The sequence below is a fragment of the Streptomyces sp. NPDC041784 genome (genome assembly GCF_055591025.1).
The window spans coordinates 489,124-511,160 of the sequence record NZ_JBVJAB010000003.1; the positions used below are offsets into that span (position 1 = coordinate 489,124).

Here is a 22,037-nt window from a genome sequence, read left to right on the forward strand (position 1 = left end):
GTCAAGAAGCTCCGTCACTTCCTGACGCGGGTCACCGCGGAACTCCAGGAGACTCGGGCGCGACTGCGGGTGGTGGAGTCGGCGGCCGACGAGCCGGTGGCGATCGTCGGGATGAGCTGCCGCTACCCCGGCGGTGTGTCCTCGCCCGAGGCCCTGTGGGAGCTGGTGTCGACGGGCGGGGAGGGCATCTCCGGGTTCCCCACCGACCGTGGCTGGGACCTGGCCTCGCTGGTCGATCCGGACGGCGGCCGGCCCGGCACCTCGTACACGGCCAAGGGCGGTTTCCTGCACGACGCGGGCGAGTTCGACGCGGGGTTCTTCGGGATCTCGCCGCGTGAGGCGCTGGCGATGGACCCGCAGCAGCGGCTGCTCCTGGAGACCTCCTGGGAACTCTTCGAGCGGTCCGGCATCGACCCGGCGTCGCTGCGCGGGAGCCGGACGGGTGTCTTCGTCGGCGCCAGCTTCCACGACTACGGCGGCCGCCTGCCCGCGGTCCCGGAGGAGATCGAGGGCCACGCCATGACCGGCGTCGCCGGAAGCGTCGCCTCTGGACGCATCGCCTACACTTTCGGCCTGACCGGCCCCGCCCTCACGGTGGACACGGCGTGCTCGTCGTCCCTGGTGGCGCTGCATCTGGCGGTGCAGTCCCTGCGCCGGGGCGAGTGCTCCCTGGGGGTGGCCGGCGGGGTCGCCGTGATGTCCGGCCCCGACCTCTTCACCGAGTTCAGCAAGCAGCAGGGCCTGTCGCGCGACGGCCGCTGCAAGGCGTTCTCCGCCGATGCCGACGGCATGGGCGCGGCGGAGGGTGTGGGGCTGCTGCTGGTCGAGCGGCTGTCCGACGCCCTGCGCAACGGGCATCAGGTGCTGGCGGTCGTCCGGGGTTCCGCCGTCAACCAGGACGGCGCGTCCAACGGCCTCACCGCGCCGAACGGTCCGGCGCAGGAGCGGGTGATCCGGGCGGCGTTGGAGGGTGCGGGGGTGGCGGCGTCCGAGGTGGACGTGGTGGAGGCGCACGGTACGGGGACGAAGCTCGGTGATCCGATCGAGGCGGGCGCGTTGCTGGCGACGTACGGGCAGGACCGTCCGGCGGACCGGCCCGTGCTGCTGGGGTCGGTGAAGTCCAACATCGGGCACACGCAGGCCGCCGCGGGTGTGGCCGGTGTGATCAAGATGGTCATGGCGATGCGCCACGGCAGCGTTCCCGCGACCCTGCACGCGTCCGAGCCGACCCCGCACGTGGACTGGGCCTCCGGTGCCGTGCGGCTGGTGACCGAGCACACCGCGTGGCCCGAGACCGACGGGGCGCGGCGGGCCGCGGTGTCGTCGTTCGGCGTGAGCGGGACCAACGCCCATGTGATCGTGGAGGGCCCGCCGGCTGTCGAGGCCCCGGCCGAGGACACCGCCGTCCGGACCCCGGTCCTCACCGGCGCGGACGCGGTGCCGTGGGTGGTGTCGGGGCGGTCCGAGGCGGGGCTGCGGGCGCAGGCGGCACGGTTGCGCGAGTCCGTCGCCGCCGGTGACGATTCCTCGGTCGCCGTCGCACGGTCGCTGGCCACGCGGCGGGCGGCGTTGGAACACCGCGCGGTCGTGGTCGCGCAGGACCGGGACGGGTTTCTGGCCGGGCTGGACGCGATCGCCTTCGGTGAGCCTTCCGCACCGGTGACGAGCGGGAAGACCGAGGGCGAGACCGACACCGGGGTGGTGTTCGTCTTCCCCGGCCAAGGGGCGCAGTGGGCCGGGATGGCCGTCGAACTCCTCGACAGATCACCGGTGTTCGCCGAGTCCGTCGACCGGTGCGCCCAGGCCCTGGCCCCGCACGTCGACTGGGACCTCCTGGACGTCCTCCGCGACCCCTCCGAGAGCGGCGCGCTGGAGCGGGTGGACGTGGTGCAGCCGGCGTTGTGGGCGGTGATGGTGTCGTTGGCGGAGGTGTGGCGCTCGGCCGGTGTGATTCCGGCCGCGGTGGTGGGGCATTCGCAGGGGGAGATCGCGGCGGCGTGTGTGGCGGGTGTGTTGTCGTGGGAGGACGGGGCGCGGCTGGTCGCGTTGCGGAGCCGGGTCATCGCGGGTGAATTGGCGGGTCGGGGTGGGATGTTGTCGGTGGCCGCCTCTGCCGCGCGGGTCGGTGAGCTGGTCGCGGGTCGTGAGGGGGTGTGGATCGCCACCGTCAACGGGCCGGAGTCCACGGTGGTGGCCGGCAGCCCGTCCGGGCTGGACCAGGTGTCCGTGGACGCGGAGGCCGCCGGGATGCGGACGCGCATGGTCGCGGTGGACTACGCCTCCCATACCCCGCACGTGGAGCGGGTCCGCGAGCGGCTCATGGAGCTGGCGGCTCCGATCGTGCCGAGTGCCGGTGTGATCCCGATGTACTCGGCCGTGACGGCCGCTCCCGTCGCGGGCGAGTCGCTGGACGCCGACTACTGGTACCGCAACCTCCGCGAACAGGTCCGTTTCCATGACACCGTCGAGGCGCTGATCGGCGAGGGGCACACCCTGTTCCTCGAGGTCAGCGCGCACCCGGTGCTGACCGGCGCGATCGAGGAAACCGGATACGCAACGGACGCCCCGGTGCACGCCGTGGGCACCCTGCGACGCGACCACGGCGGCCCCACCCAGTTCCTCACCTCCCTCGCCACCCTCTGGACCCACGGCGTCACTCCCGACTGGTCGGCGGTCCTCGCCGCCGCGCCGCCGGTCGACCTGCCCACGTACGCCTTCCAGCGCAAGCACTACTGGCTCGCGGCCGACGGCGCCGCCGACCTGCGGGGCACCGGCCTGTCGGTGCTGCGGCACCCGCTGCTCGCGGCCGGGGTGAGCGTGGCGCAGGACGGCGGGTTCCTGTTCACGAGCCGGCTGTCCACCAGCTCCCACCCATGGCTCGCCGAGCACGCGGTGCTGGAACGAGCCGTCGTGCCGGGTGCCGCGATGGTCGAACTCGTCCTGCGCGCGGGCCAGTTCGTCGGCGCGGAGCTGCTGGACGAACTCGTGCTGCACACCCCGCTCGGCATCCCGGGCGACGGGGCCGCCGTCGACCTCCAGCTGGGGGTCGACGCGGCAGACGAGCACGGGCTGCGCGCCGTACGTCTGCACGCCCGCCCGCATCTGGCGGAGCGGGCCGACGAGGGCGCGGACTGGGTATGCCACGCCACCGGCACCCTGACCGCCGTCCCCTCCGGGACCGGCCCCACGTCCGAGGCGGCCACCCTCCCGTCCGCCGCGTGGCCACCGGCGGGCGCGGAGCCGGTCGGCCTCGACGGGTTCTACGAGCGGCTGGCGGACCATGGCTACACCTACGGGCCGCTCTTCCGGGGCGTACGGGCCGTGTGGCGGCGCGGTGCGGAGATGTTCGCCGAGGTCGCCCTGCCGGAGCCGGACGTCGCCGCCGCCGGACGGTTCGGGGTGCACCCGGCGCTGCTGGACGCGGCGTTGCAGACCCGGCTCGTGGCACTGCTCGACGGCACGGCGGAGCGGATGCTGCCGTTCTCGTTCACCGGCGCGCGCGTCCACGCCACCGGCGCGACGGTCGCCCGGGTCCACCTGTCGCCGACCGGCCCGGACACGTTCTCCCTGGTGATGACCGACCTCGCGGGGCTGCCGGTGGTCACGCTCGACGGGATCGCGTTGCGTCCGCTCACCGCCGACACGCCGGCCGCGGCGCTCCCGGCGGACTCGATGTTCGAGCTGAACTGGGTCCCCCTGCGCGCCGGTTCACCCGAGACGCCGACGGCGTTCGGCACCGGCACGACATCCGGCACTGGCACCGGAACGGCGTCCGGCACTGGCACCGGCACGGCGTCCGGCACTGGCACCGGCACGGCGTCCGGCACCGGCACGACAACCGGCACCGTGGCCGTGATCGGTACCCCCCTGCCCGGGGTCGACACCGCATCCCTCCACCCGGACGTCGCCTCCCTGGCCGCCGCCGTCCGCGCGGGCGAGCCGCTGCCGGAGACCGTGCTGCTGCCCTGTCCGCCGGCCGGTGACGCCGAGGACGTCCCGGCCGCGACCCGGGAGCGGCTGGCCGCGGTGCTCGGGACGGTACGGGAGTGGCTGGCCCGTGCCGAGCTGGAGGCGGCGCGGCTGGTGCTGGTGACCCGGGGCGCGGCGGCGGTCGTACCGGGGGAGCGGGGCGATGTGGTGACGGCCGCGGTGCGCGGGCTGTGGCGTTCCGTGTGCGCGGAGCACCCGGACCGGTTCGCGCAGGTCGACCTGGACGCCGTGACGCCACCGGCGCTGGTGCTCGCGGCGGCCCGGACCGCCGGTGAACCCGAGATCGCCGTACGGGACGGGGCGCTGTCCGTGCCGCGGCTCGGGCGGGCCGCGTCGTCGGACGCGAGGGCGCTGGCCGTGCCCGCCGGGAGCGGGGCGTGGGGCCTGGACCTCGACGCCGGCGGCACCCTGGACGCGCTGCGGCTGATCCAGGCCCCGCGCGCCGAGGAACCCCTGGCCCCGGGCCAGGTGCGGGTCGCGGTGCGGGCGACCGGCGTCAACTTCCGGGACGTCCTGGTGTCCCTGGGCGTGGTCCCGCACACCGAAGGGCTCTTCGGCAGCGAGGGCGCCGGCGTGGTGCTGGAGGTCGGCCCCGGGGTCACCGGACTCGCGGTGGGCGACCGGGTGATGGGGCTGCTGTCCGGGGCGTACGCGGGACCGGTGGCGGTGGCCGACCGCCGGCTGCTCGTCCGGGTGCCGCGCGGCTGGACCTTCGCGCAGGCGGCCGCGGTGCCCGCGGTGTTCCTGACCGCGTACTACGCGCTCGTGGACCTCGCCGAGATCCGCGCCGGAGAGACGCTGCTGGTGCACGCCGCGGCCGGCGGTGTCGGTACGGCGGCCGTGCAGCTGGCGCGGCACCTCGGCGCCGAGGTGTACGCGACCGCGAGCGAGCCCAAGTGGCCCGCGGTGCACGGCGCCGGCGTCCCCGCCGCCCGGGTGGCCTCCTCGCGCACCCGGGAGTTCGCCGACCGGTTCCTCGCCGAGAGCGACGGCCGGGGCGTGGACGTCGTACTGAACTGCCTGGCCGGTGAGTTCGTGGACGCCTCGCTGCGGCTCCTGCCCCGGGGCGGCCGGTTCGTCGAGATGGGCAAGACGGACCTGCGCGACGCCGACGAGGTGGCCGCGGCGTGGCCCGGCGTGCGGTACCGGGCGTTCGACCTCGGCGAGGCCGGCGCGGACCGCCTGGGCGAGATGCTCGCGCTGCTCGCCGAGCTGTTCGAGCGGGGCGTGCTGGCGCCGCCGCCAGTGACCGCGTGGGACACGCGCCGGGCCCCGGAGGCCTTCCGCCGGCTCAGCCAGGCGCGGCTCACCGGGAAGGCGGTGCTGACCACTCCGGCGGACGCGTTCGAGGGCACCCCGGCGGACGCTTTCGAGGGCACCACGGCGGAAGGGTTCGACGGCACCGTGCTGATCACCGGCGGGACCGGTGTCGTCGGTTCGGCGGTCGCCCGCCACCTCGTCACCCGCCACGCGGTCACCGACCTCGTCCTGGCCGGACGCCGGGGAGCCGATGCCCCCGGAGCCGCCGCGCTCGTCGCGGACCTCACCGAGGCGGGCGCCACGGTACGGGTGGTGGCCTGCGACGTGGCCGACCGCGCCGCGCTGGGTGCCCTGCTCGACGGACTGCCCGGACTGCGCGGTGTGGTGCACGCGGCCGGCGTGGTCGACGACGGCGTGGTCACCGCGCTGACCCCGGAGCGGCTGGACAGCGTCCTGCGGGCCAAGGCGGACGCGGCCTGGCATCTGCACGAGCTGACCCGGGACCGGGACCTGTCGTTCTTCGTGCTGTTCTCCTCGGCCGCCGGTGTCCTCGGCGCGGCGGGCCAGGGCAACTACGCGGCCGCCAACGCGTTCCTGGACGCGCTCGCCCGGCACCGGCACACCCAGGGCCTGCCCGCGCACTCGCTCGCCTGGGGGCTGTGGGCGGACCGCAGCGCCCTCACCGGCGACCTGACCGCCGCCGACCTGGACCGGATGCGCCGCCTCGGCGTCCGTCCGCTCGCCACCGACCAGGGCCTCGCCCTGTTCGACGCGGCCGTACGGGCCCCGCGCGCCCTCACCGTGCCCGTCCGACTGGACCTGGCGGCCCTGCGCCGCCAGGGCGACCCGGCGCCGCTGCTGCGCGGGCTGGTCCGTACGGCGGTCCGGCGCTCGGCCGTCAACACCGCCACCGGCGCCGGTGGCGGGCTGCGCGCACGGCTGGCCGGGCTGTCCCCGGCCGACCGCGAGCGGACGCTGACCGATCTGGTGCGCGCCCAGGCCGCCGTTGTGCTCGGCCACGAGGACGGCGACGCGGTGCCCGTCGACCGGGCGTTCAGGGACCTCGGGTTCGACTCCCTCACCGCCGTCGAGCTGCGCAACCGGATCGCCGGCGCGACCGGCCTGCGCCTCCCCGTGACCCTCGCCTTCGACCATCCGACCCCGGCCGCGCTGGCCACCGCCCTCGCCGCACGACTCGTACCGCAGGGCACGCACGACGGCACGCACGACGGCGCGCACGGCGGCGCGCACGGCGGCGCGCACGGCGGCGCGCACGGCGGCGCGCACGGCGGCGCGCACGATGGCGCGACCGCCGCGCCGGTCCGCTCCGCGGTCGACGACGACCCGATCGCCATCGTCGGGATGAGCTGCCGCTTCCCCGGCGGGGTGCGCTCGCCCGAGGAGCTGTGGCGGCTGCTCGCCGACGGGCGGGACGCCATGGGCGAGTACCCCGCCGACCGTGGCTGGCGGGTCGAGCTGGGCGGACCCGACACCGCCGGGGACCGCTTCGAGCGGGTCGGTGGATTCCTGCACGACATGGCCGAGTTCGACCCCGAGTTCTTCGGCATCTCGGGCCGTGAGGCGCTGGCGATGGACCCGCAGCAGCGGCTGCTGCTGGAGACCACCTGGGAGGCCCTCGAAGGCGCGGGCATCGACCCCGCCACCCTGCGCTCCACACCGACCGGCGTCTTCGCCGGACTGATCTACAACGACTACGCCGCACGGTTCCCGAACCTGCTCGGTGGCTTCGAGGGCTACCTCGGCAACGGCAGCGCCAACAGCGTGGCCTCCGGGCGGATCGCGTACACCCTCGGCCTCGAAGGCCCGGCGATCACGGTCGACACCGCCTGCTCCTCGTCGCTGGTCGCGCTGCACCTGGCCGCCCAGGCCCTGCGGCAGGGGGACTGCACGCTCGCGGTCGCCGGCGGCGTCACCGTGATGTCGACGCCCCGGCCGATGGTCGAGTTCAGCCGTGTCGGCGGCCTCGCCCCCGACGGCCGCTCCAAGGCGTTCTCCGCCGGCGCCGACGGCATGGGGTTCGCCGAGGGCGTCGGCATGCTGGTGGTGGAACGGCTGTCCGACGCCCGCCGCAACGGACACCGGGTGCTGGCCCTGCTGCGCGGCTCCGCCCTCAACCAGGACGGCGCGTCCAACGGCCTCACCGCGCCGAACGGTCCGGCGCAGGAGCGGGTGATCCGGGCGGCGTTGGAGGGTGCGGGGGTGGCGGCGTCCGAGGTGGACGTGGTGGAGGCGCACGGTACGGGGACGAGGCTCGGTGATCCGATCGAGGCGGGCGCGTTGCTGGCGACGTACGGGCAGGACCGTCCGGCGGACCGGCCCGTGCTGCTGGGGTCGGTGAAGTCCAACATCGGGCACACGCAGGCCGCCGCGGGTGTGGCCGGTGTGATCAAGATGGTGCTGGCGATGCGCCACGGCGTCGTGCCGCGCACCCTGCACGTCGAGCGGCCCGCCACCGACATCGACTGGACGGCCGGGGCGCTGCGCCTGGCCGACGACACCCAGCCCTGGCCCCGGGCGGAGGACCGGCCCCGGCGCGGCGCGGTGTCGTCGTTCGGGATCAGCGGCACGAACGCGCACGTGATCCTGGAGGAACTGCCCGCCGAGCCGGCGGAACCGGACACCGACGGCGGCCCCGTGCCGTGGGTGATCTCCGCGAAGAACCCCGACAGCCTGCGCGAACAGGCCCGTCGGCTGCACGAGTGGGTGAGCGCGGACCCGGCGGCGGACCCCGCCGACATCGCCCGCTCGCTGATCACCACCCGGTCGTCGTTCGGGCAGCGCGCCGTCGTGACCGGACGGACCCGGGACGAACTCCTGGACCGGCTCGCGGCGGTGAGCCGCGGCGAACCGGCGACGGGCACGGCCCGGGGCGCGGCGTCGGCCGACCGGTCCGGACCGGTCTTCGTCTTCCCGGGCCAGGGGTCACAGTGGGCCGGCATGGCCACCGAACTCCTCGACGGCTCAACGGTGTTCGCCGCGTCCGTCGACCGGTGCGCCCGCGCCCTCGCCCCGCACACCGACTGGAACCTCCTCGACGTGCTGCGGGCCCGCCCGGACGCGCCCTCCCTGGACCGGGTCGACGTGGTGCAGCCCGCGCTGTGGGCGGTCATGGTGTCCCTGGCCCAGGTCTGGCGCGCGCACGGCGTGGAGCCCGCCGCCGTCGTGGGCCACTCCCAGGGCGAGCTGGCGGCGGCGTGCGTGGCAGGGGTGCTGTCGGTCGAGGACGCCGCCCGGATCGTCGCCCTGCGCAGCCGTCTCATCGGCCGCGAACTGGCCGGCCGGGGCGGCATGGTCTCGCTCGCCCTGCCCGTCGACGAGGCGACGGACCTGCTGGCCCCCTGGGGCGAGCGGATCACCGTGGCGACCGTCAACGGGCCGACGGCCACCGTCGTCGCCGGGGAGCCGGCCGCCCTGGACGAGCTGATGGAGACGTGCGCACGCGACGGTGTGCGGGCCCGCCGCATCCCCGTGGACTACGCCTCGCACACCCCGCAGGTCGAACGGCTGCGCGCCGCGCTCCTCGACCTGGCCGCCCCGGTCGTGCCCCGCCCCGGCGACCTGCCGATGTACTCGGCGGTCACCGGCGCCCTGCTGGACGGCCGGACGGCCGACGCCGCGTACTGGTACCGCAACCTCCGGGAGACCGTACGGTTCGACCGGGCGACGCGGGCCCTCGCCGCCGCCGGACACGACGTGTTCGTCGAGGTCAGCCCGCACCCGGTGCTGACCACCGCGATCGAGCACACCCTGGAGGACACCACCGGCCGCACCGCCGCCGCCGTGGTCACCGGGACCCTCCGGCGCGACGAGGACGGCCGGGAGGCCCTGCTGACCTCCCTCGCGGAGGCATTCGCGCACGGGATTCCGGTCGACTGGACGCACACCTTCCGGGGCGGCCGGCCGGTGGACCTGCCGACCTACGCCTTCCGCAGGCAGCGGTACTGGCTGGACGCGCCCGAGCGCACCGAGGACGCCGGCGGCGTCGGACTCACGGTCACCGGCCACCCGCTGCTCGCCGGCGCGCTCGCCCCCGTCGACAGCGACACCGTCGTCCACACCGGCAGGCTCTCCCGGACCGCCCACCCCTGGCTCGCCGATCACACGGTCCTGGACAGCGTGGTGCTGCCCGGCAGCGTCCTCGTCGACTGGGCGCTGCACGCGGGCCGCGCCTCCGGCTGCCCCCGCATCCGTGAACTCACCCTCCGCGAACCGCTGTTCCTGGACTCCGGCGCCGCGGTCCACGTCCAGGTCCAGGTGGGCCCGCCCGACGAGTCGGGGGAGCGCGCCCTGAGCGTCCACTCCCGCGCCGAGTCCGCCGCCGAGGACACCGGGACCGGATGGATCTGCCACGCGCGGGCGGTCGTCGCCCCGGAGCCCGCCGAGGCCGACGCCGTCGACCCCGGCTTCGCGGACCTCTCCGGCGCATGGCCGCCGCCGGGCGCCTCCGCCCTCCCGCTGAGCGGCTTCTACGAGGCGCTGGGTGAGCGCGGTTACGCCTACGGCCCCGCCTTCCGCGGTCTGCGGGCCGTCTGGCGGCGCGGGACGGAGGTCTTCGCCGAGGTGTCCCTGAGCGAGGAGACCACCGGCCCGGTGGACGGCTTCGCCCTGCACCCCGCGCTGCTGGACGCCGCCCTGCACCCGGCCGGTGACCTCTTCGCGGAGGGCGCGGGCGAGGGCGCGGGCGAGCGCGAGGGCGAGGGCGGGGGCGACGCTCCGGTCCGGATGCCGTTCGCCTGGTCCGAGATCCGGCTGCACTCGGCGCCGACCACCACGCTCCGCGTACGACTGACCGCCCACGGCCCCGAGGCCCTCGGCGTCCACCTCGCGGGCAGCATCGGCCAACCGGTCGCCTCCGTCGGACAGTTGACCCTGCGTGCCGTACCCGCCGCGGGGCTCCGCCCGATGCCGGCGGCCCGGCCCGAACCCCGTGAGCGGCCCCGGCCCGCACCCGTGGACAGCGCCGCCGCCCGCCGGGTGCGGGACGCCGCGCCGGGGGAGCGTGCCGCGCTGCTGGCCCAGCTCGTCCGCGACCAGCTGACCGCCGTACTGCGCCACGACAGCGCGGACGTCGACGGGGACGTGGAGTTCCTGAGCCTCGGGATGGACTCGATCGCGGGCATCGCCCTGCGGGACCGCCTCGGCACCCTGCTCGACCTGCGGCTCCCGGCGACGACGACCTTCGAGTACTCCACCACGTCCCGGCTCGCCGACCGTCTCGCCGCACTCCTGGACGACGGCACCGCCCCGAAGCCCGGATCCGGCCCCGCGCCCGCCCCCGCCCCGGGGTCGGAGACCCCCCGGGAAGCCGCGCCCCAACCGCCCGCCGATCCCGCCCCCGCCGATCCCGCCGACCCCCTGGACAGCATCACCGCCCTCTACCACCAGGCCTACGCCCTTGGCCGGACCGGGACCGCCGGCATGGACCTCATCCAGGCCGCCGGCTGGCTCCGCCCGTCCTTCGGCATCGAGGACGCGGCCGACCACGCCCTGCCGCCGGTGCGGATGGCCACCGGTGACGGCAGCCGGACCCAGCTGGTGTGCCTGCCGGCGATCACCGCCACGGCCGGACCGATCCAGTACGGCATGATGGCGCAGCACTTCGAGGGCAGCCGGGACGTCCTGTCGCTGGTCAACCCCGGCTACGCCGAGGGCGAGCTGGTGGCGGACACCTTCGACGGCCTGGTGGAGACGCACTTCGCGAAGCTCCGCGAGACCGCGGGCGGCAAGCCGTTCGTCCTGCTCGGGCACTCCATGGGCGGCCTGATCGCCTACGCGCTCGCCCGGCGGGCCGAGGAGGCCGGCCTGGCGCCGGAGGCGGTGGTCCTGCTCGACACGTTCCAGGCCACGCACCAGTTCTCGGAGAAGACCACCATCGCGATGAACGAGGGCCTGGACTCCCGGGAACGCCTCCTCGGCCCTCTCGCCCTGAACGGCGTGAAGCTGACCGCGATGGGCCGCTACAACGCCCTGTTCATGCAGCAGTGCGAGCTGCGCCCGGTGAAGGCCCCGACGCTCTTCCTCAGCGCCGCCGACCCCATGCCCCACCAGGACGAGGGCTTCGAGGACGAGGGCTGGCGGGCGTCCTGGCCCTTCCCGCACACCGCCCACCCCACCCCCGGCGACCACTTCACGATCATGGAGCACAACCTGCCGCTGACCACCGCCGCCATCGAGAACTGGCTTGCGGAACGGAGTCTCTGACGGTTCATCCGTCGCCAGGAGGTATCCCACCCCGCCCCCGTACTCCGCCCCACCCCGCCCCCGCACCGACCGCGAAGGACACCCGCATGAGCGACCAGCCCCCGCCCACCGCCGGCATCGATCCCGCCAAGCCGTTCGACCTCGCCAACCCCCATTTCACGGCGAACCCGCACGACGCCTACCGCGTCGCCCGCCGGGACGCCCCGGTCTGCCCGATGACCGGGGAGGGTCCCTGGGTCGTCACGGGACGCGAGGAGACCGCCGCCGTCCTGACGGACCCGGTCCGCTTCACCAGCCGGACGAACACCCATGGCGCGTACGGCTTCACCGACGAGTGCCGGGAACTGCTCTCCGGTTCGGTCTACTACCGTGTCCCGCCGTTCAACGCCGACCCTCCCGAGCACGCCCGGTTCCGCGCCCTCGTCGACGCGGAGTTCTCCCCGCGCGCCCTGGAACGCCGTGAACCCGCGATCCGGGCGACCGCCGCCGCGCTCGTACGGGATCTGCGGGACGAGGGCGGCGCCGACCTCCTCTCCCGGTTCGCCCAGCCTCTGCCGCTGGCCGTGATCTGCGACCTCATCGGCGTACCGCCCGAGGACCGGGACACGGTCAAGGCGTGGAACAACGACTGGCTCCTCATGCAGGTCCTCCCGCTGCCCCCGGAGGAGCAGCTGCGCTGCGCCAAGAGCGTGCTGGAGTTCGAGGCGTACGTCCGGGCCCTGCTGGAGGACCGGCGCCGGCGGCCGGCCGACGACCTGGTCAGCGTGTTCGCCGCGGCGGCCGCGCAGAGCGACCCGGTCTGCACGCCCGACGACGCCGTGGCCGCCGTCCTGAACCTGCTGCCGTCGGCCCATGAGACCACCACGCACCTCATCGCCAACACCGTCCACCAGTTGCTGCGGGACCGCACGCTCTGGGAGGCGGTGGTCGCCGATCGCGGGCTGATCCCCGCCGCCGTGGAGGAGGGGCTCAGGTTCGACCCCTCGCTCCAGGGCGCGCCCCGGCTGGTCACCGAGGACACGGTCCTCGGCGGGGTGGCGATCCCGGCCGGTGCGAAGGTGCACGCCATGGTCGCGGCGCAGGGCCGGGACCCCGGCTCGGTTCAGGACCCGGAGACCTTCCGGCTCGACCGGAGCGGGCCGCCGAGCCACTTCGCGTTCGGCCACGGCCCGCACGCCTGCCTCGGCGCGGACCTGGCCCGGCTGGAGAGCCGGATCGCCCTGGAGGCCCTGGTCGAGACGCTGCCCGCGCTGGACCTGGCTCCCGGCTTCGCACCGCAGTACCTCCCGGGCGGACTGGTCCTCCACGGCCTGCTGGCCCTCCCGGTGGTCTGGCCCACCACCTGACCCACCACGCAGCCCCACTACCTGACGGCTCACCACCCCAGCCCACGCCGGCCGATCACCCGACCGACGGACGGCTCACCGCACCCGGCGCAGCTCCCCGACCCTCAGCAGCCGGGCCAGGCCGAGGTAGACCAGGCCCAGCGTGAGGACGCCCGCCGCCAGCGCGGCGGCGGTGGGCAGGGTGCCGTCCCCGAGCCGCTCCGCGCAGGCCCGGTCCGCCGCCCAGGCCAGGGCGGCGGCCAGGCCGGCGGCACACGTCGTCCTGGTGTACGTCCGCCGCAGCGCGCCGTCGTCCAGCCGCCCGCCCACCCGCCGGCGCACCAGCCGGACGGTGAGGGCGAGCCCGGCCAGGTAGGACAGCGTGTAGGCGCCGGCCATGCCGGTCACCGCCCAGCGCACGGGCAGCAGCAGATGGCATGCGGTGGCCAGGGCGATGTTCACCGCCGCGATCCACACCGCCAGGAAGAACGGCGTCCGGGTGTCGCCGAACGCGTGGAAGCCGCGCAGCAGCAGGTACTGCGCCGAGAACGGGATCAGCCCCAGGCCGAACGCCTGGAGCATGTGCCCGAGCGGCTGGGCGGAGGCCGCGTCCGCCGCGCCGTGCGCGAAGAGCAGGGTGGCGATGCGCGGGCCGAGCGCCAGGAACAGGAACGCGGCGGGCACGATGACGGCCCCGCTCACCCGCAGCCCGCGCGACAGGTCGGCCCGCAGATCCGCCGTCCGGCCCTCCGCCACCGCCCGGCTCATCCGTGGCAGCAGCGCGGTCACGAGGGAGACGGTGACCACCGACTGCGGCAGCATCCAGATCGTCTGCGCGTACGTGTAGGCCGTGTATCCCGCACCGGCGTCCGGCAGCGCCTGGTCGGCCGCGTTGGCGTAGTTCGTGACGACGGTCAGCGCGACCAGGTTCGTCAGCACGAACAGCAGGGTCCACTTGGCGGCGTGCACCCCGGAACCCAGGCCCGAGCCGCGCCAGTCGAACCGGGGCCGGAAGCGGAACCCGGCCGCCCGGGCGAAGGGGACGAGCGCGATCGCCTGCACGGCGATGCCGGCCGTCGTACCGATGCCGAGCAGCCGGACCTGCGCCTCGGTGATGTCCGCCACCCGCTCGGGCACGGTCATCAGCCCCAGGTAGGCGCCGAACATACCCAGCAGCACGATGTTGTTGAGGACCGGAGTCCACATCATCGCGCCGAACTTCTCGCGGGCGTTGAGGACTTGGCCGTACATGTTGAACAGGCCGTAGAAGAAGATCTGCGGAAGCAGGAAACGGGCGAAGACCACGGTGAGTTCGTAGGCCTCGTGGGTGTCCGGGGTGTCACGCAGATACAGGCCGACGATCTGCGGGGCCGCCCACACCGCCAGCGCGGTGCCCACGGCCAGCACCGACACGACCAGTGTGACCAGCCGCTGCTCGTACGCGCGGCCGCCGTCCGCGTGGGTGGACCGGGCCCGTACCAGCTGCGGCACCAGCACCGAGTTCAGCGCGCCGCCGATCAACAGCGTGTACAGGCTGGTCGGCACGGTGTTCGCCGTGTTGTACGTCGTCGCCAGCAGGCCGGTGCCCAGGGCGGCGCCCTGGAGGACCTGCCGGATCAGTCCCGTCGCCCGGGACACCACCGTGCCCAGTGCCATCAGCACCGACGACCTGGCCGCCCCGCCGCGCTTGCGTTCCCGTACCGGTTGTTCGGTCGTCGCCCCCATCGGGCCAACCTAGGGCATCAAGATCGGCGAGCTCCAATCGAACAGTTCGCAGCGGTGTTCGCCAGAACCTGTACCGATCCGTCCTAGCGGCGGCTGCGCACCCGCGCGTCCCTGGGTGGCTTGACGAACTGGAGTTGCAGCGCCGCCGGAGGAGCTGCGACACCCGGTCCGCCGGCCGCCGCCCAGGCGAGGATCTCGTCCGTGCAGTCGTCGTCCATGGCGAAACCGACCCAGGTGGCCCGGCCGCCGGCCCGGCGGCCGCCGGCGGAGGGCTGGACGACGATGACGTTCGCCTGGTCGCAGGGGCCCAGACAGTCCGTCGTCCGCACGTCGAAGGCGCCGCCGGAGTCCGCGGCGGCCGCGCGCAGACGCTCCAGCTGCCAGGCGTGGTCGTAGCCGGGGTGCTTGCGGGCGTCGCCGCAGCAGCAGCCCCTGCACACCACGAGGGTGCAGGGGCGGCTGAGCGCGGCGCCGACCAGCGTCCGCTGACGAGGAACCATCCCGGTCAGGAGGCCGAGAGGCCGACATGGGCCAGGGCCTGCCGCAGCAGGAACCCGTGCCCGCCCGGCATCTCGCTCTGCACCGCCGGAGAGGCCGCCTCCTGCGGGCTGAACCACACCAGGTCCAGCGCGTCCTGCCGGGGCCGGCAGTCGCCCGACACCGGCACGATGTAGGCCAGCGACACGGCGTGCTGACGCGGGTCGTGGTACGGCGTGACACCCTGGGTCGGGAAGTACTCGGCCACCGTGAACGGCTGGAGCGAGGTCGGGACACGCGGCAGGGCCACCGGGCCGAGGTCCTTCTCCAGATGCCGCAGCAGGGCGTCCCGGACGCGTTCGTGGTGCAGGACCCGGCCGGAGACCAGGGTCCGGCTGACGTTGCCGTCCGGTCCGATGCGCAGCAGCAGGCCGATGCTGCTGACTTCGCCGCTCTCGTCGACGCGCACGGGCACGGCCTCGACGTACAGGATCGGCATCCGGGCACGGGCCAGTTCGAGTTCGTCCTGGCTCAGCCAACCGGGCGTGGTCTCGGTCATGTCTGACATTGTTCGATCATACTTTCAGTGTCCGTCGGGAAGCCGGTAGACCCGGCGGGCGTTGTCCGCCGCCGCCCAGCGGGCCAGCCGCAGCGCGTCGGGCAGGCCCAGCTCGTCGGCGTCGACCCGGTCCTGGAGCAGTTCCCCCAGGCCCCGGCGGAACGCCAGCGCGCCGAGCGCGTAGAACTCGGCGACACCGTAGGCGTCGGAGCTGTACAGCAGTTTGCGGAAGGGTGTGATCTCCAGCGCCTCCTCCAGGACCGCCCGGGCCCGCGCGGGGCCGACGTGGTGCAGGGTCAGCCCCACGTCCAGGTACACCTGCTCGAACACCGCGGCCAGATAACCGGCCTGCCGCTGGTACGGCCAGCAGTGCAGGAGCAGCACCGGGATCGTGCCCGCCGTGAGGTGCAGCCAGTCCGTGAGATGTGTCGGGTCCGCCCGGTGCAGCCGGATGTCGTGGTCGCCGAAGCCGGTGTGCAGCTGGAGCGGCAGTCCGAGGTCGACGGCCGTCCACAGCAGATGCCGTACCAGCACCGGCTCGTCGAGCCGGCCGCCGCGCCCCAGCCAGCGCCGCGCCGCCCGGGTGACGTCCGCGTCCGAGGGTCGGGCGGGGTCCAGGTCGAAGCCGGTGCGGTAGGCCGCGACCGACTTCACCCCGACCACCCCGGGCAGGCGCACCGCGTCCAGCGCGGCCGCCCGGAACGCGTCGGCGTAGCCGTCCGCCTCGACGCCCCGGGCCGCCACGGCCTCCGCGACCGACTCCAGCCGGACCACCTCGTGCGCGACCCCGCCGGCCGCCTTGGCCAGCTCGGCGGGCGTGGTCACCGGGTGCGGCGCGAAGCCGGTGTCGACGCAGAACACGCCGGTGCGGGCCGCGGCGAGGAACCGCCGGTTCACCTCCGGCGGGCCCAGCTCGGCCCGCCGGGCCAGATAGACGTCGGCGGGCGCGTGCCGCTCCAGGCCGAGCACCGGCGCGCAGTACCGGCGTACGGCCACACCGGCGGGTGTGTCGAAGGAGGAGACGCCGGGCCAGCTCGCGCCCTCGGTGAGCAGCGCCTCGAAACCCGGCCGGTCCAGCGGCCCGGTGACCACGCCGTGGCAGTGGTGGTCCACCAGCTCCAGCTCCGCGAGCGCCTCGTGGACGGGTCCGCCGGCCATGTCAGTACACCCAGCGGTAGGCGGCGCAGACCTGTTCGTCGTCCAGCCCGTCGACCGCGTCGCTCTCGCCCTGCCGTACGGCGGTCACCGCGTCGGCGAGGACCGGGCCGAGCGCGCGGCGCAGCACGTCGTCGGTACGGAACTCCGAGACGGCCTCGGCGAGCGAGGTCGGCAGCCGGCGCACGCCCCGCGCCGAGGCCTCGGCGGCGCCGAGCCGGGCCGGGTCGCCGGTGGTCTCCTCCGGCAGGACGGCGGACCGCGCGAGCCCGTCCAGGCCGGCCATGATCAGACAGCCGAGGAGAAGGTAGGGGTTGGCGGCCAGGTCCACGGGCTTCACCTCCAGGTTCGCCTGCTGCTCCCGCCGGCCGGCCGTGCCCCGGACCAGCCGGAGGGCCGCCTCGCGGGTCTCCAGGCCCCAGGCGGTGAACACCCCCGCCCACTGGGAGGGTTTGAGCCGCAGATAGCTGGCCGGGCTGGGCGCGGTCACCGCCGTCAGGGCGGGCAGCCGCTCCAGGATCCCGGCGGCGAACGCCTCCGCGTCGGCCGTCATCCCGTGCCGCCGCCCGCCCCCGGCGTGCAGATTGACGCCGTCGCGCCAGGCGGAGAGATGGACGTGCCCGCCGTTGCCGACGCCCTCGGCCGCGACGGCGGGGGAGAAGGAGACCCTGAGGCCGTGCCGGCGGGCCACCGCGCGGATCGTCTGGCGGACCAGGACGCTGCGGTCGGCCGCCGCCACCGGGTCCAGGGCGCCCACGGAGATCTCGAACTGGCCCGGCGCGTACTCGGGATGGATCTGGTCGACGTCCACGCCCTGGGCCGCGCACACCGCCAGCAGCTCGGCGGTGTACTCGCTCAGCTCGACCTGCCGGGTCGCGCCGTACGCCGGACCGGTCGTCGCCGGGACGAACTCCCCGGCGGGCGCGGAGTCCAGGCCGACCGCCCACTCGATCTCGATGCCCGCCCTGAAGAGAAGGCCGTGCTCCCGCGCCGCGTCGGCCACGATCCGCCGCAGGAAGGTGCGGGAACAGCCCGGGTGCCGGGCGCCGTCCTGGGCGATCCGGTCGACGGGCGCCCACGCCCACCCGGGCTGCCCGGCCAGCACCACCAGCCGGTCCAGGTCGGGGAAGAGCCGCAGATCGCCGTCCGGGGAGCCCAGCACCTCGGTGGTGACGATGTGGTCGTTCGCCAGGAACGTGTCGAACACCGGGGACATCCCCACGCCCCAGGCGGCCGCCCCGGCCAGCCCGGCCGTGGGTACCGTCTTCACTCTGCCCACGCCCGCCGTGTCGACGTAGGACAGGACGACCCCGTGCACACCTCTCGCGGACAGCTCCCCGCCGAGCGCGGTGGCCCGCTCGACATCGCCGGGGCGGCCGCCGGGGACGGGGTCGGCAAGGGTCGTCATACGTCCTCCACGGTCGGTACGTCCGTATGTGTCCGTCAGGGTTTCACGGCCACCGCGCCGTACTGCGGCACCACCGCGGCGGAGTCGTCGTCGGCGCGCCAGCGGGAGCAGGACACCAGGCCGGGCTCCAGCAGGTCCAGGCCGTCGAAGAACGCGGCGATCTCCGTGCCGGCGCGGGCGGTGATCGGCGGTGTGGCGTTCTCGTTCCAGAACTTCATCGCCGGGATCTGGCCCTCGCCGCCCACCTCGGGGTCGTGGGTCGGGTGGGTCAGCACCAGGCAACTGCCCGACGGGACCTCGGCCATGACCCTGCGCACGATGTCCCGGGCCGCGTCGTGGTCGAGGACGAAGTTCAGGATGCCCAGCATCATCACCGCGACCGGCCGGCCGAAGTCGAGGGTCCCCGAGGCGCGTTCCAGGATCGCCGCCGGGTCGTGCACATCGGCGTCGATGTAGTCGGTGGCCCCCGCGGAGGTGCCCGTCAGCAGGGTGCGGGCGTGCGCCAGGACGATCGGGTCGTTGTCGACGTACACGATCCGGGAGTCCGGCGCGACGCGCTGCGCTATCTCGTGGGTGTTGTCGGCCGTCGGCAGCCCGGTGCCGATGTCCAGGAACTGGCGCATCCCGCGCTCCTCGGCCAGGAACCGCACCGCCCGGCCCAGGAACCAGCGGTCCGCGCGCGCGATGTCCCGGATCAGCGGGAACATCCCGGCGACATGCGCGCCGACCCGCTGGTCGACCTCGTAGTTGTCCTTGCCGCCGATCCAGTAGTTCCACACCCGCGCGTTGTGCGCCACGCTCGTGTCCAGCCGTGTCCCGCCCACGTTCCTCGCCCTTCTCGCGCCCGACCGTCCGGCTGCCATTCTGCCGCCGGATGATCAACGCTGTCCTGGGATTCACCAGTACCCCGGTAGGGTGAAAATCCGATCACCTCCGGACAAGAAGCAGGACATGCCCTACTCTCACGTCCCCCGCCTGGCCGTCCCCGAGTCGCCGGCGGGCGCCGTCGACATCCGTCTGATCGTCACCGACATGGACGGCACCCTGCTCGACGACGACAAGCGCGTACCCGACGGACTGTGGGACACCCTCGCGGCACTGCGCGAGCGCGGGATCCTGTTCAGCCCGGCCAGCGGACGGCAGTACGCCACCCTGGCCGCCCAGTTCGCCGAGGTCGCCGACGGGATGGTGTTCATCGCCGAGAACGGCGCCCACGTGGTGCGCGACGGGAAGGAGCTGAGTTCCGACCCGCTGGAGGCGGCCGTCGTCACCCGGCTCGTCGAGACCGTACGGCGGCTCGCGGCCGGCGGGGCCGACCTCGGCGCCGTGGTCTGCGGCAAGCGCTCCGCGTACGTCGAGCGGTCCGACCCGGCCTTCCTGGCCGAGGTGGAGAAGTACTACGTGCGCTGCGAGGTCGTCGAGGACGCCGGGGCCGTCGACGACGACGTGATCAAGGTCGCCCTCTTCGACTTCGGGCCCGTCGAGAAGAGCACCGCCCCGGCGCTCGCCGCCTTCGCGGACACCCACCGGGTCGTCGTCTCCGGCGAGCACTGGGTGGACGTCCTGAACCGCACCGCCGACAAGGGCACCGCCCTGCGCAGGCTCCAGCGGGAGCTGGGCATCACCCCCGCGCAGACCATGGTGTTCGGCGACTACCTCAACGACCTGGAGATGCTGGACGCCGCCGACTGGTCGTTCGCCATGGCGGGCGCCCACCCGGAGGTCGTCCGCCGGGCCCGCCACCTCGCCCCGTCCAACAACGACGACGGCGTGCTGCGCACGGTCGCCCGCGTACTGAACCTCTGACGGATGGCGCTGGTCCAGGGCGCCGGCCGGCTCGTCCGCGAAGACCGCGTCCGGCGCGACGACCAGCGCGCGGGCGACCGCCACGCGCTGCGCCTGGGGCGCCCTCCGGCATCAGCGGCAGCGCCACGTCCGGTGGTGGAGCCGTACTTCTTCACCAGGCCGTAGGCGGCCAGGACCGGGTTCATCGGGTGCCGGACCGGGGAGGAAGCCCGCTCCACCCTCGCCCGCGCGGGTCCGCCCGTACCTCGGCCGAACGGCCAGGGTTCACCGGCGGGTTCCTCGACCGTTCGGCCGACCACGCGCGGGTGCCCCCGCGTACCGTGGCCCCGTCGGGCAGGTGCGGGCGAGGGAGCAGGAGAGGGAAGCGGTATGAGCGAACCGGCCGTCGTGGCCCGTCTGGCCAGGGAGATCACCTCGGACCTGAAGCCGGGGGACCTGGAGGACTTCTACCAGGACCTGCACCGCCACCCCGAACTCTCCTTCCAGGAGCACCGCACCGCCGCGAAGCTGGCCATGCGGCTGCGCGCGGCCGGGTACGAGGTGACGGAGGGCGTCGCCCGCACCGGCGTGGTCGGGGTCCTCGCCAACGGCGACGGGCCGGTGGTGTGGCTGCGCGGTGACATGGACGCGCTGCCCGTGCGCGAGGCGACCGGCCTGGCGTACGCCTCCACGGTCGACGGCGTGATGCACGCCTGTGGCCACGATCTGCACGTCACCTGGCTCGCGGCCGCCGCCGAGGCGCTCGCCGCGGCCCGCGACACCTGGTCCGGGACGCTCGTCGTGGTCGGGCAGCCCGCGGAGGAGGCCGAGGGCGGGGCGGCCGCGATGGTCGCGGACGGCGTCCACGAACGCTTCCCGCGCCCCGACGTGCTGTTCGGCCAGCACGTCACACCCGGGCTCGCCGGTTTCTACCCGCACACCCCCGGGCCGACCCTGTCGGCCTCCGACGACGTCGACGTCGTCGTGCACGGCGTGGGCGGCCACGGCTCGCGGCCCGAGTCGACCGTCGACCCGGTGGTGACGGCCGCGTACGTCGTCACCCGGCTGCAGACCGTCGTCGCCCGGGAGGTCGCGGCGGGCGAGTCGGCGGTGCTCACCGTGGGGCGGTTCCACGCCGGCACGAAGCCCAACATCATCCCCGCCGAGGCCCGGCTCGCACTGAACGTGCGCACCCAGGACACCCGGGTGCGCGCACGGGTCCTCACCGCGATCCGGCGGATCGTCGAGGGCGAGTGCGCCGCCGCGGGCTGCCCGGTGCCGCCGGAGGTCACGGTGATCCCCGGCTACCCGAACACCGTCAACGACCCCGCCCTGGACAGGGAGATCGCCGCCGTCCACCGCGAACTCCTCGGCGCGCACTCGGTGTTCGACTTCGGGCAGGCGATGGGCAGCGAGGACTTCTCCCTCCTGGCGCCCGAGGGAGTGCCGTACGACTACTGGTACGTGACCTCGACCCCGGCCGCCGTCTGGGACGCGGCCCCCGGGGAGGAGCTGGCGGAGAAGCTCGCCGGCGTGCCCGGGAACCACAGTCCGCGATTCGCCCCGGACCTGTCCGTGCTGCTGCCCGGGGCGCGCACCCTGGTGTCGGCCGCGCTGTCCCGGCTCAGCGGGTGACGTTCTCCGCCTCGAACATCCAGCGCTGCTTCTCCAGTTCGGCGGTGATGCCGATCAACAGGTCCTGGGTGACCGGGTCCGCCTCCTCGGTCGCCGCGATCCGCTCCCGCAGCCGTCCGATCGCCGCGCCCAGCGTCTCGGCGATCACCTGGACGACCTCGTCGTCCCGTATCCAGCCGTCCTTCGGGCCGGGCAGTGTGAACGCCGAGGCGATCGTCTCGGGCCGGCCGTCGGGCGGCAGCCCGAGCGCGGCGGCGCGCTCGGCGACCGTGTCGGCGTAACCGCGGGCCGCCGAGACCACCTCGTCGAGCTGGAGGTGGATCGAGCGGAACCGCGGGCCCACGATGTTCCAGTGCGCCTGCTTCCCGATCAGGGAGAGCCCGAGGAGATCCACCAGGGTGCTCTGCAACGCGTCGAAGGTGACCTGCCGGGCCGGCTCGGGAAGGGGGCTCTTCACGACAGCCATACGAATGCTCCTCCTGGTCGCGTCCTGTCG

At 74.6% G+C, this 22,037-nt stretch carries 10 protein-coding genes and 2 pseudogenes; 4 read left to right on the forward strand and 8 right to left on the reverse strand.

Translation table 11 applies throughout. From position 1 onward, the window contains the following. Positions 1 to 81: 81 nt before the first annotated feature. A pseudogene (locus tag ACZ6D7_RS08860) lies at positions 82 to 11,430 on the forward strand (SDR family NAD(P)-dependent oxidoreductase); the annotation flags it as partial. Positions 11,431 to 11,558: 128 nt separating this feature from the next. Further along, positions 11,559 to 12,818 (forward strand): cytochrome P450, encoded by a 1,260-nt coding sequence (locus tag ACZ6D7_RS08865; protein WP_469485678.1) that lies wholly within the window; start codon positions 11,559 to 11,561, stop codon positions 12,816 to 12,818. Positions 12,819 to 12,893: 75 nt separating this feature from the next. Here ACZ6D7_RS08865 and murJ read toward each other — a convergent pair whose 3' ends face one another. From murJ to ACZ6D7_RS08895, 6 genes are all read right to left on the reverse strand, one after another. Beyond that, the gene (murJ, locus tag ACZ6D7_RS08870) at positions 12,894 to 14,522 is read right to left on the reverse strand and encodes a murein biosynthesis integral membrane protein MurJ (protein ID WP_469485679.1); all 1,629 of its coding nucleotides are present in this window, start codon (positions 14,520 to 14,522) and stop codon (positions 12,894 to 12,896) included. An 83-nt stretch (positions 14,523 to 14,605) separates the two neighbouring features. Further along, on the reverse strand, positions 14,606 to 15,022 hold the full coding sequence (locus ACZ6D7_RS08875; protein ID WP_469485682.1) for a (2Fe-2S) ferredoxin domain-containing protein: 417 nt from the start codon (positions 15,020 to 15,022) through the stop codon (positions 14,606 to 14,608). 5 nt (positions 15,023 to 15,027) lie between these two features. Further along, entirely contained in the window at positions 15,028 to 15,558 is a 531-nt protein-coding gene (locus ACZ6D7_RS08880; protein WP_469485685.1) for an NUDIX hydrolase family protein, read from the reverse strand. 24 nt (positions 15,559 to 15,582) lie between these two features. Beyond that, the gene (locus ACZ6D7_RS08885) at positions 15,583 to 16,716 is read right to left on the reverse strand and encodes an amidohydrolase family protein (protein ID WP_469485687.1); all 1,134 of its coding nucleotides are present in this window, start codon (positions 16,714 to 16,716) and stop codon (positions 15,583 to 15,585) included. A 1-nt stretch (position 16,717) separates the two neighbouring features. Then, positions 16,718 to 18,121, reverse strand: coding sequence for a type I glutamate--ammonia ligase (locus ACZ6D7_RS08890; RefSeq protein WP_469485690.1), 1,404 nt, complete (start codon positions 18,119 to 18,121; stop codon positions 16,718 to 16,720). A gap of 35 nt (positions 18,122 to 18,156) precedes the next feature. After that, positions 18,157 to 18,984 carry an SAM-dependent methyltransferase gene (locus ACZ6D7_RS08895; protein ID WP_469485692.1) on the reverse strand — a complete coding sequence of 276 codons (828 nt, stop codon included), beginning with the start codon at positions 18,982 to 18,984 and terminating at the stop codon, positions 18,157 to 18,159. 88 nt (positions 18,985 to 19,072) lie between these two features. Between ACZ6D7_RS08895 and ACZ6D7_RS08900 the strand changes: the two genes are divergently transcribed. Continuing rightward, positions 19,073 to 19,927: a Cof-type HAD-IIB family hydrolase gene (locus ACZ6D7_RS08900; RefSeq protein WP_469485696.1), complete on the forward strand. Its 855-nt coding sequence runs from the start codon at positions 19,073 to 19,075 to the stop codon at positions 19,925 to 19,927. On the opposite strand, the pseudogene ACZ6D7_RS08905 reads toward ACZ6D7_RS08900, so the two are convergent. Continuing rightward, positions 19,924 to 20,023: pseudogene (locus ACZ6D7_RS08905) on the reverse strand (ABC transporter ATP-binding protein); the annotation flags it as partial. The gene ACZ6D7_RS08900 and the pseudogene ACZ6D7_RS08905 overlap by 4 nt on opposite strands. Positions 20,024 to 20,296: 273 nt before the next feature. On the opposite strand from ACZ6D7_RS08905, the gene ACZ6D7_RS08910 reads away from it, so the two are divergent. Beyond that, complete coding sequence (locus tag ACZ6D7_RS08910; protein WP_469485698.1) at positions 20,297 to 21,541, forward strand: amidohydrolase; 1,245 nt, start codon at positions 20,297 to 20,299, stop codon at positions 21,539 to 21,541. Here the strand turns inward: ACZ6D7_RS08910 and ACZ6D7_RS08915 are convergent. Continuing rightward, entirely contained in the window at positions 21,531 to 22,007 is a 477-nt protein-coding gene (locus tag ACZ6D7_RS08915) for a Dps family protein (protein ID WP_469485702.1), read from the reverse strand. The genes ACZ6D7_RS08910 and ACZ6D7_RS08915 overlap by 11 nt on opposite strands. Between the last annotated feature and the right edge of the window lie 30 nt (positions 22,008 to 22,037).

Excerpts from the sequence above, each read along its gene's own strand:
- ACZ6D7_RS08890 (WP_469485690.1), bottom strand. The coding sequence starts at position 18,121 with ATGACGACCCTTGCCGACCCCGTCCCCGGCGGCCGCCCCGGCGATGTC.
- ACZ6D7_RS08880 (WP_469485685.1), bottom strand. The coding sequence starts at position 15,558 with ATGACCGAGACCACGCCCGGTTGGCTGAGCCAGGACGAACTCGAACTG.
- murJ (WP_469485679.1), bottom strand. The coding sequence starts at position 14,522 with ATGGGGGCGACGACCGAACAACCGGTACGGGAACGCAAGCGCGGCGGG.
- ACZ6D7_RS08910 (WP_469485698.1), top strand. The coding sequence starts at position 20,297 with ATGAGCGAACCGGCCGTCGTGGCCCGTCTGGCCAGGGAGATCACCTCG.
- ACZ6D7_RS08865 (WP_469485678.1), top strand. The coding sequence starts at position 11,559 with ATGAGCGACCAGCCCCCGCCCACCGCCGGCATCGATCCCGCCAAGCCG.
- ACZ6D7_RS08895 (WP_469485692.1), bottom strand. The coding sequence starts at position 18,984 with ATGGCAGCCGGACGGTCGGGCGCGAGAAGGGCGAGGAACGTGGGCGGG.
- ACZ6D7_RS08885 (WP_469485687.1), bottom strand. The coding sequence starts at position 16,716 with ATGGCCGGCGGACCCGTCCACGAGGCGCTCGCGGAGCTGGAGCTGGTG.
- ACZ6D7_RS08875 (WP_469485682.1), bottom strand. The coding sequence starts at position 15,022 with ATGGTTCCTCGTCAGCGGACGCTGGTCGGCGCCGCGCTCAGCCGCCCC.
- ACZ6D7_RS08900 (WP_469485696.1), top strand. The coding sequence starts at position 19,073 with ATGCCCTACTCTCACGTCCCCCGCCTGGCCGTCCCCGAGTCGCCGGCG.
- ACZ6D7_RS08915 (WP_469485702.1), bottom strand. The coding sequence starts at position 22,007 with ATGGCTGTCGTGAAGAGCCCCCTTCCCGAGCCGGCCCGGCAGGTCACC.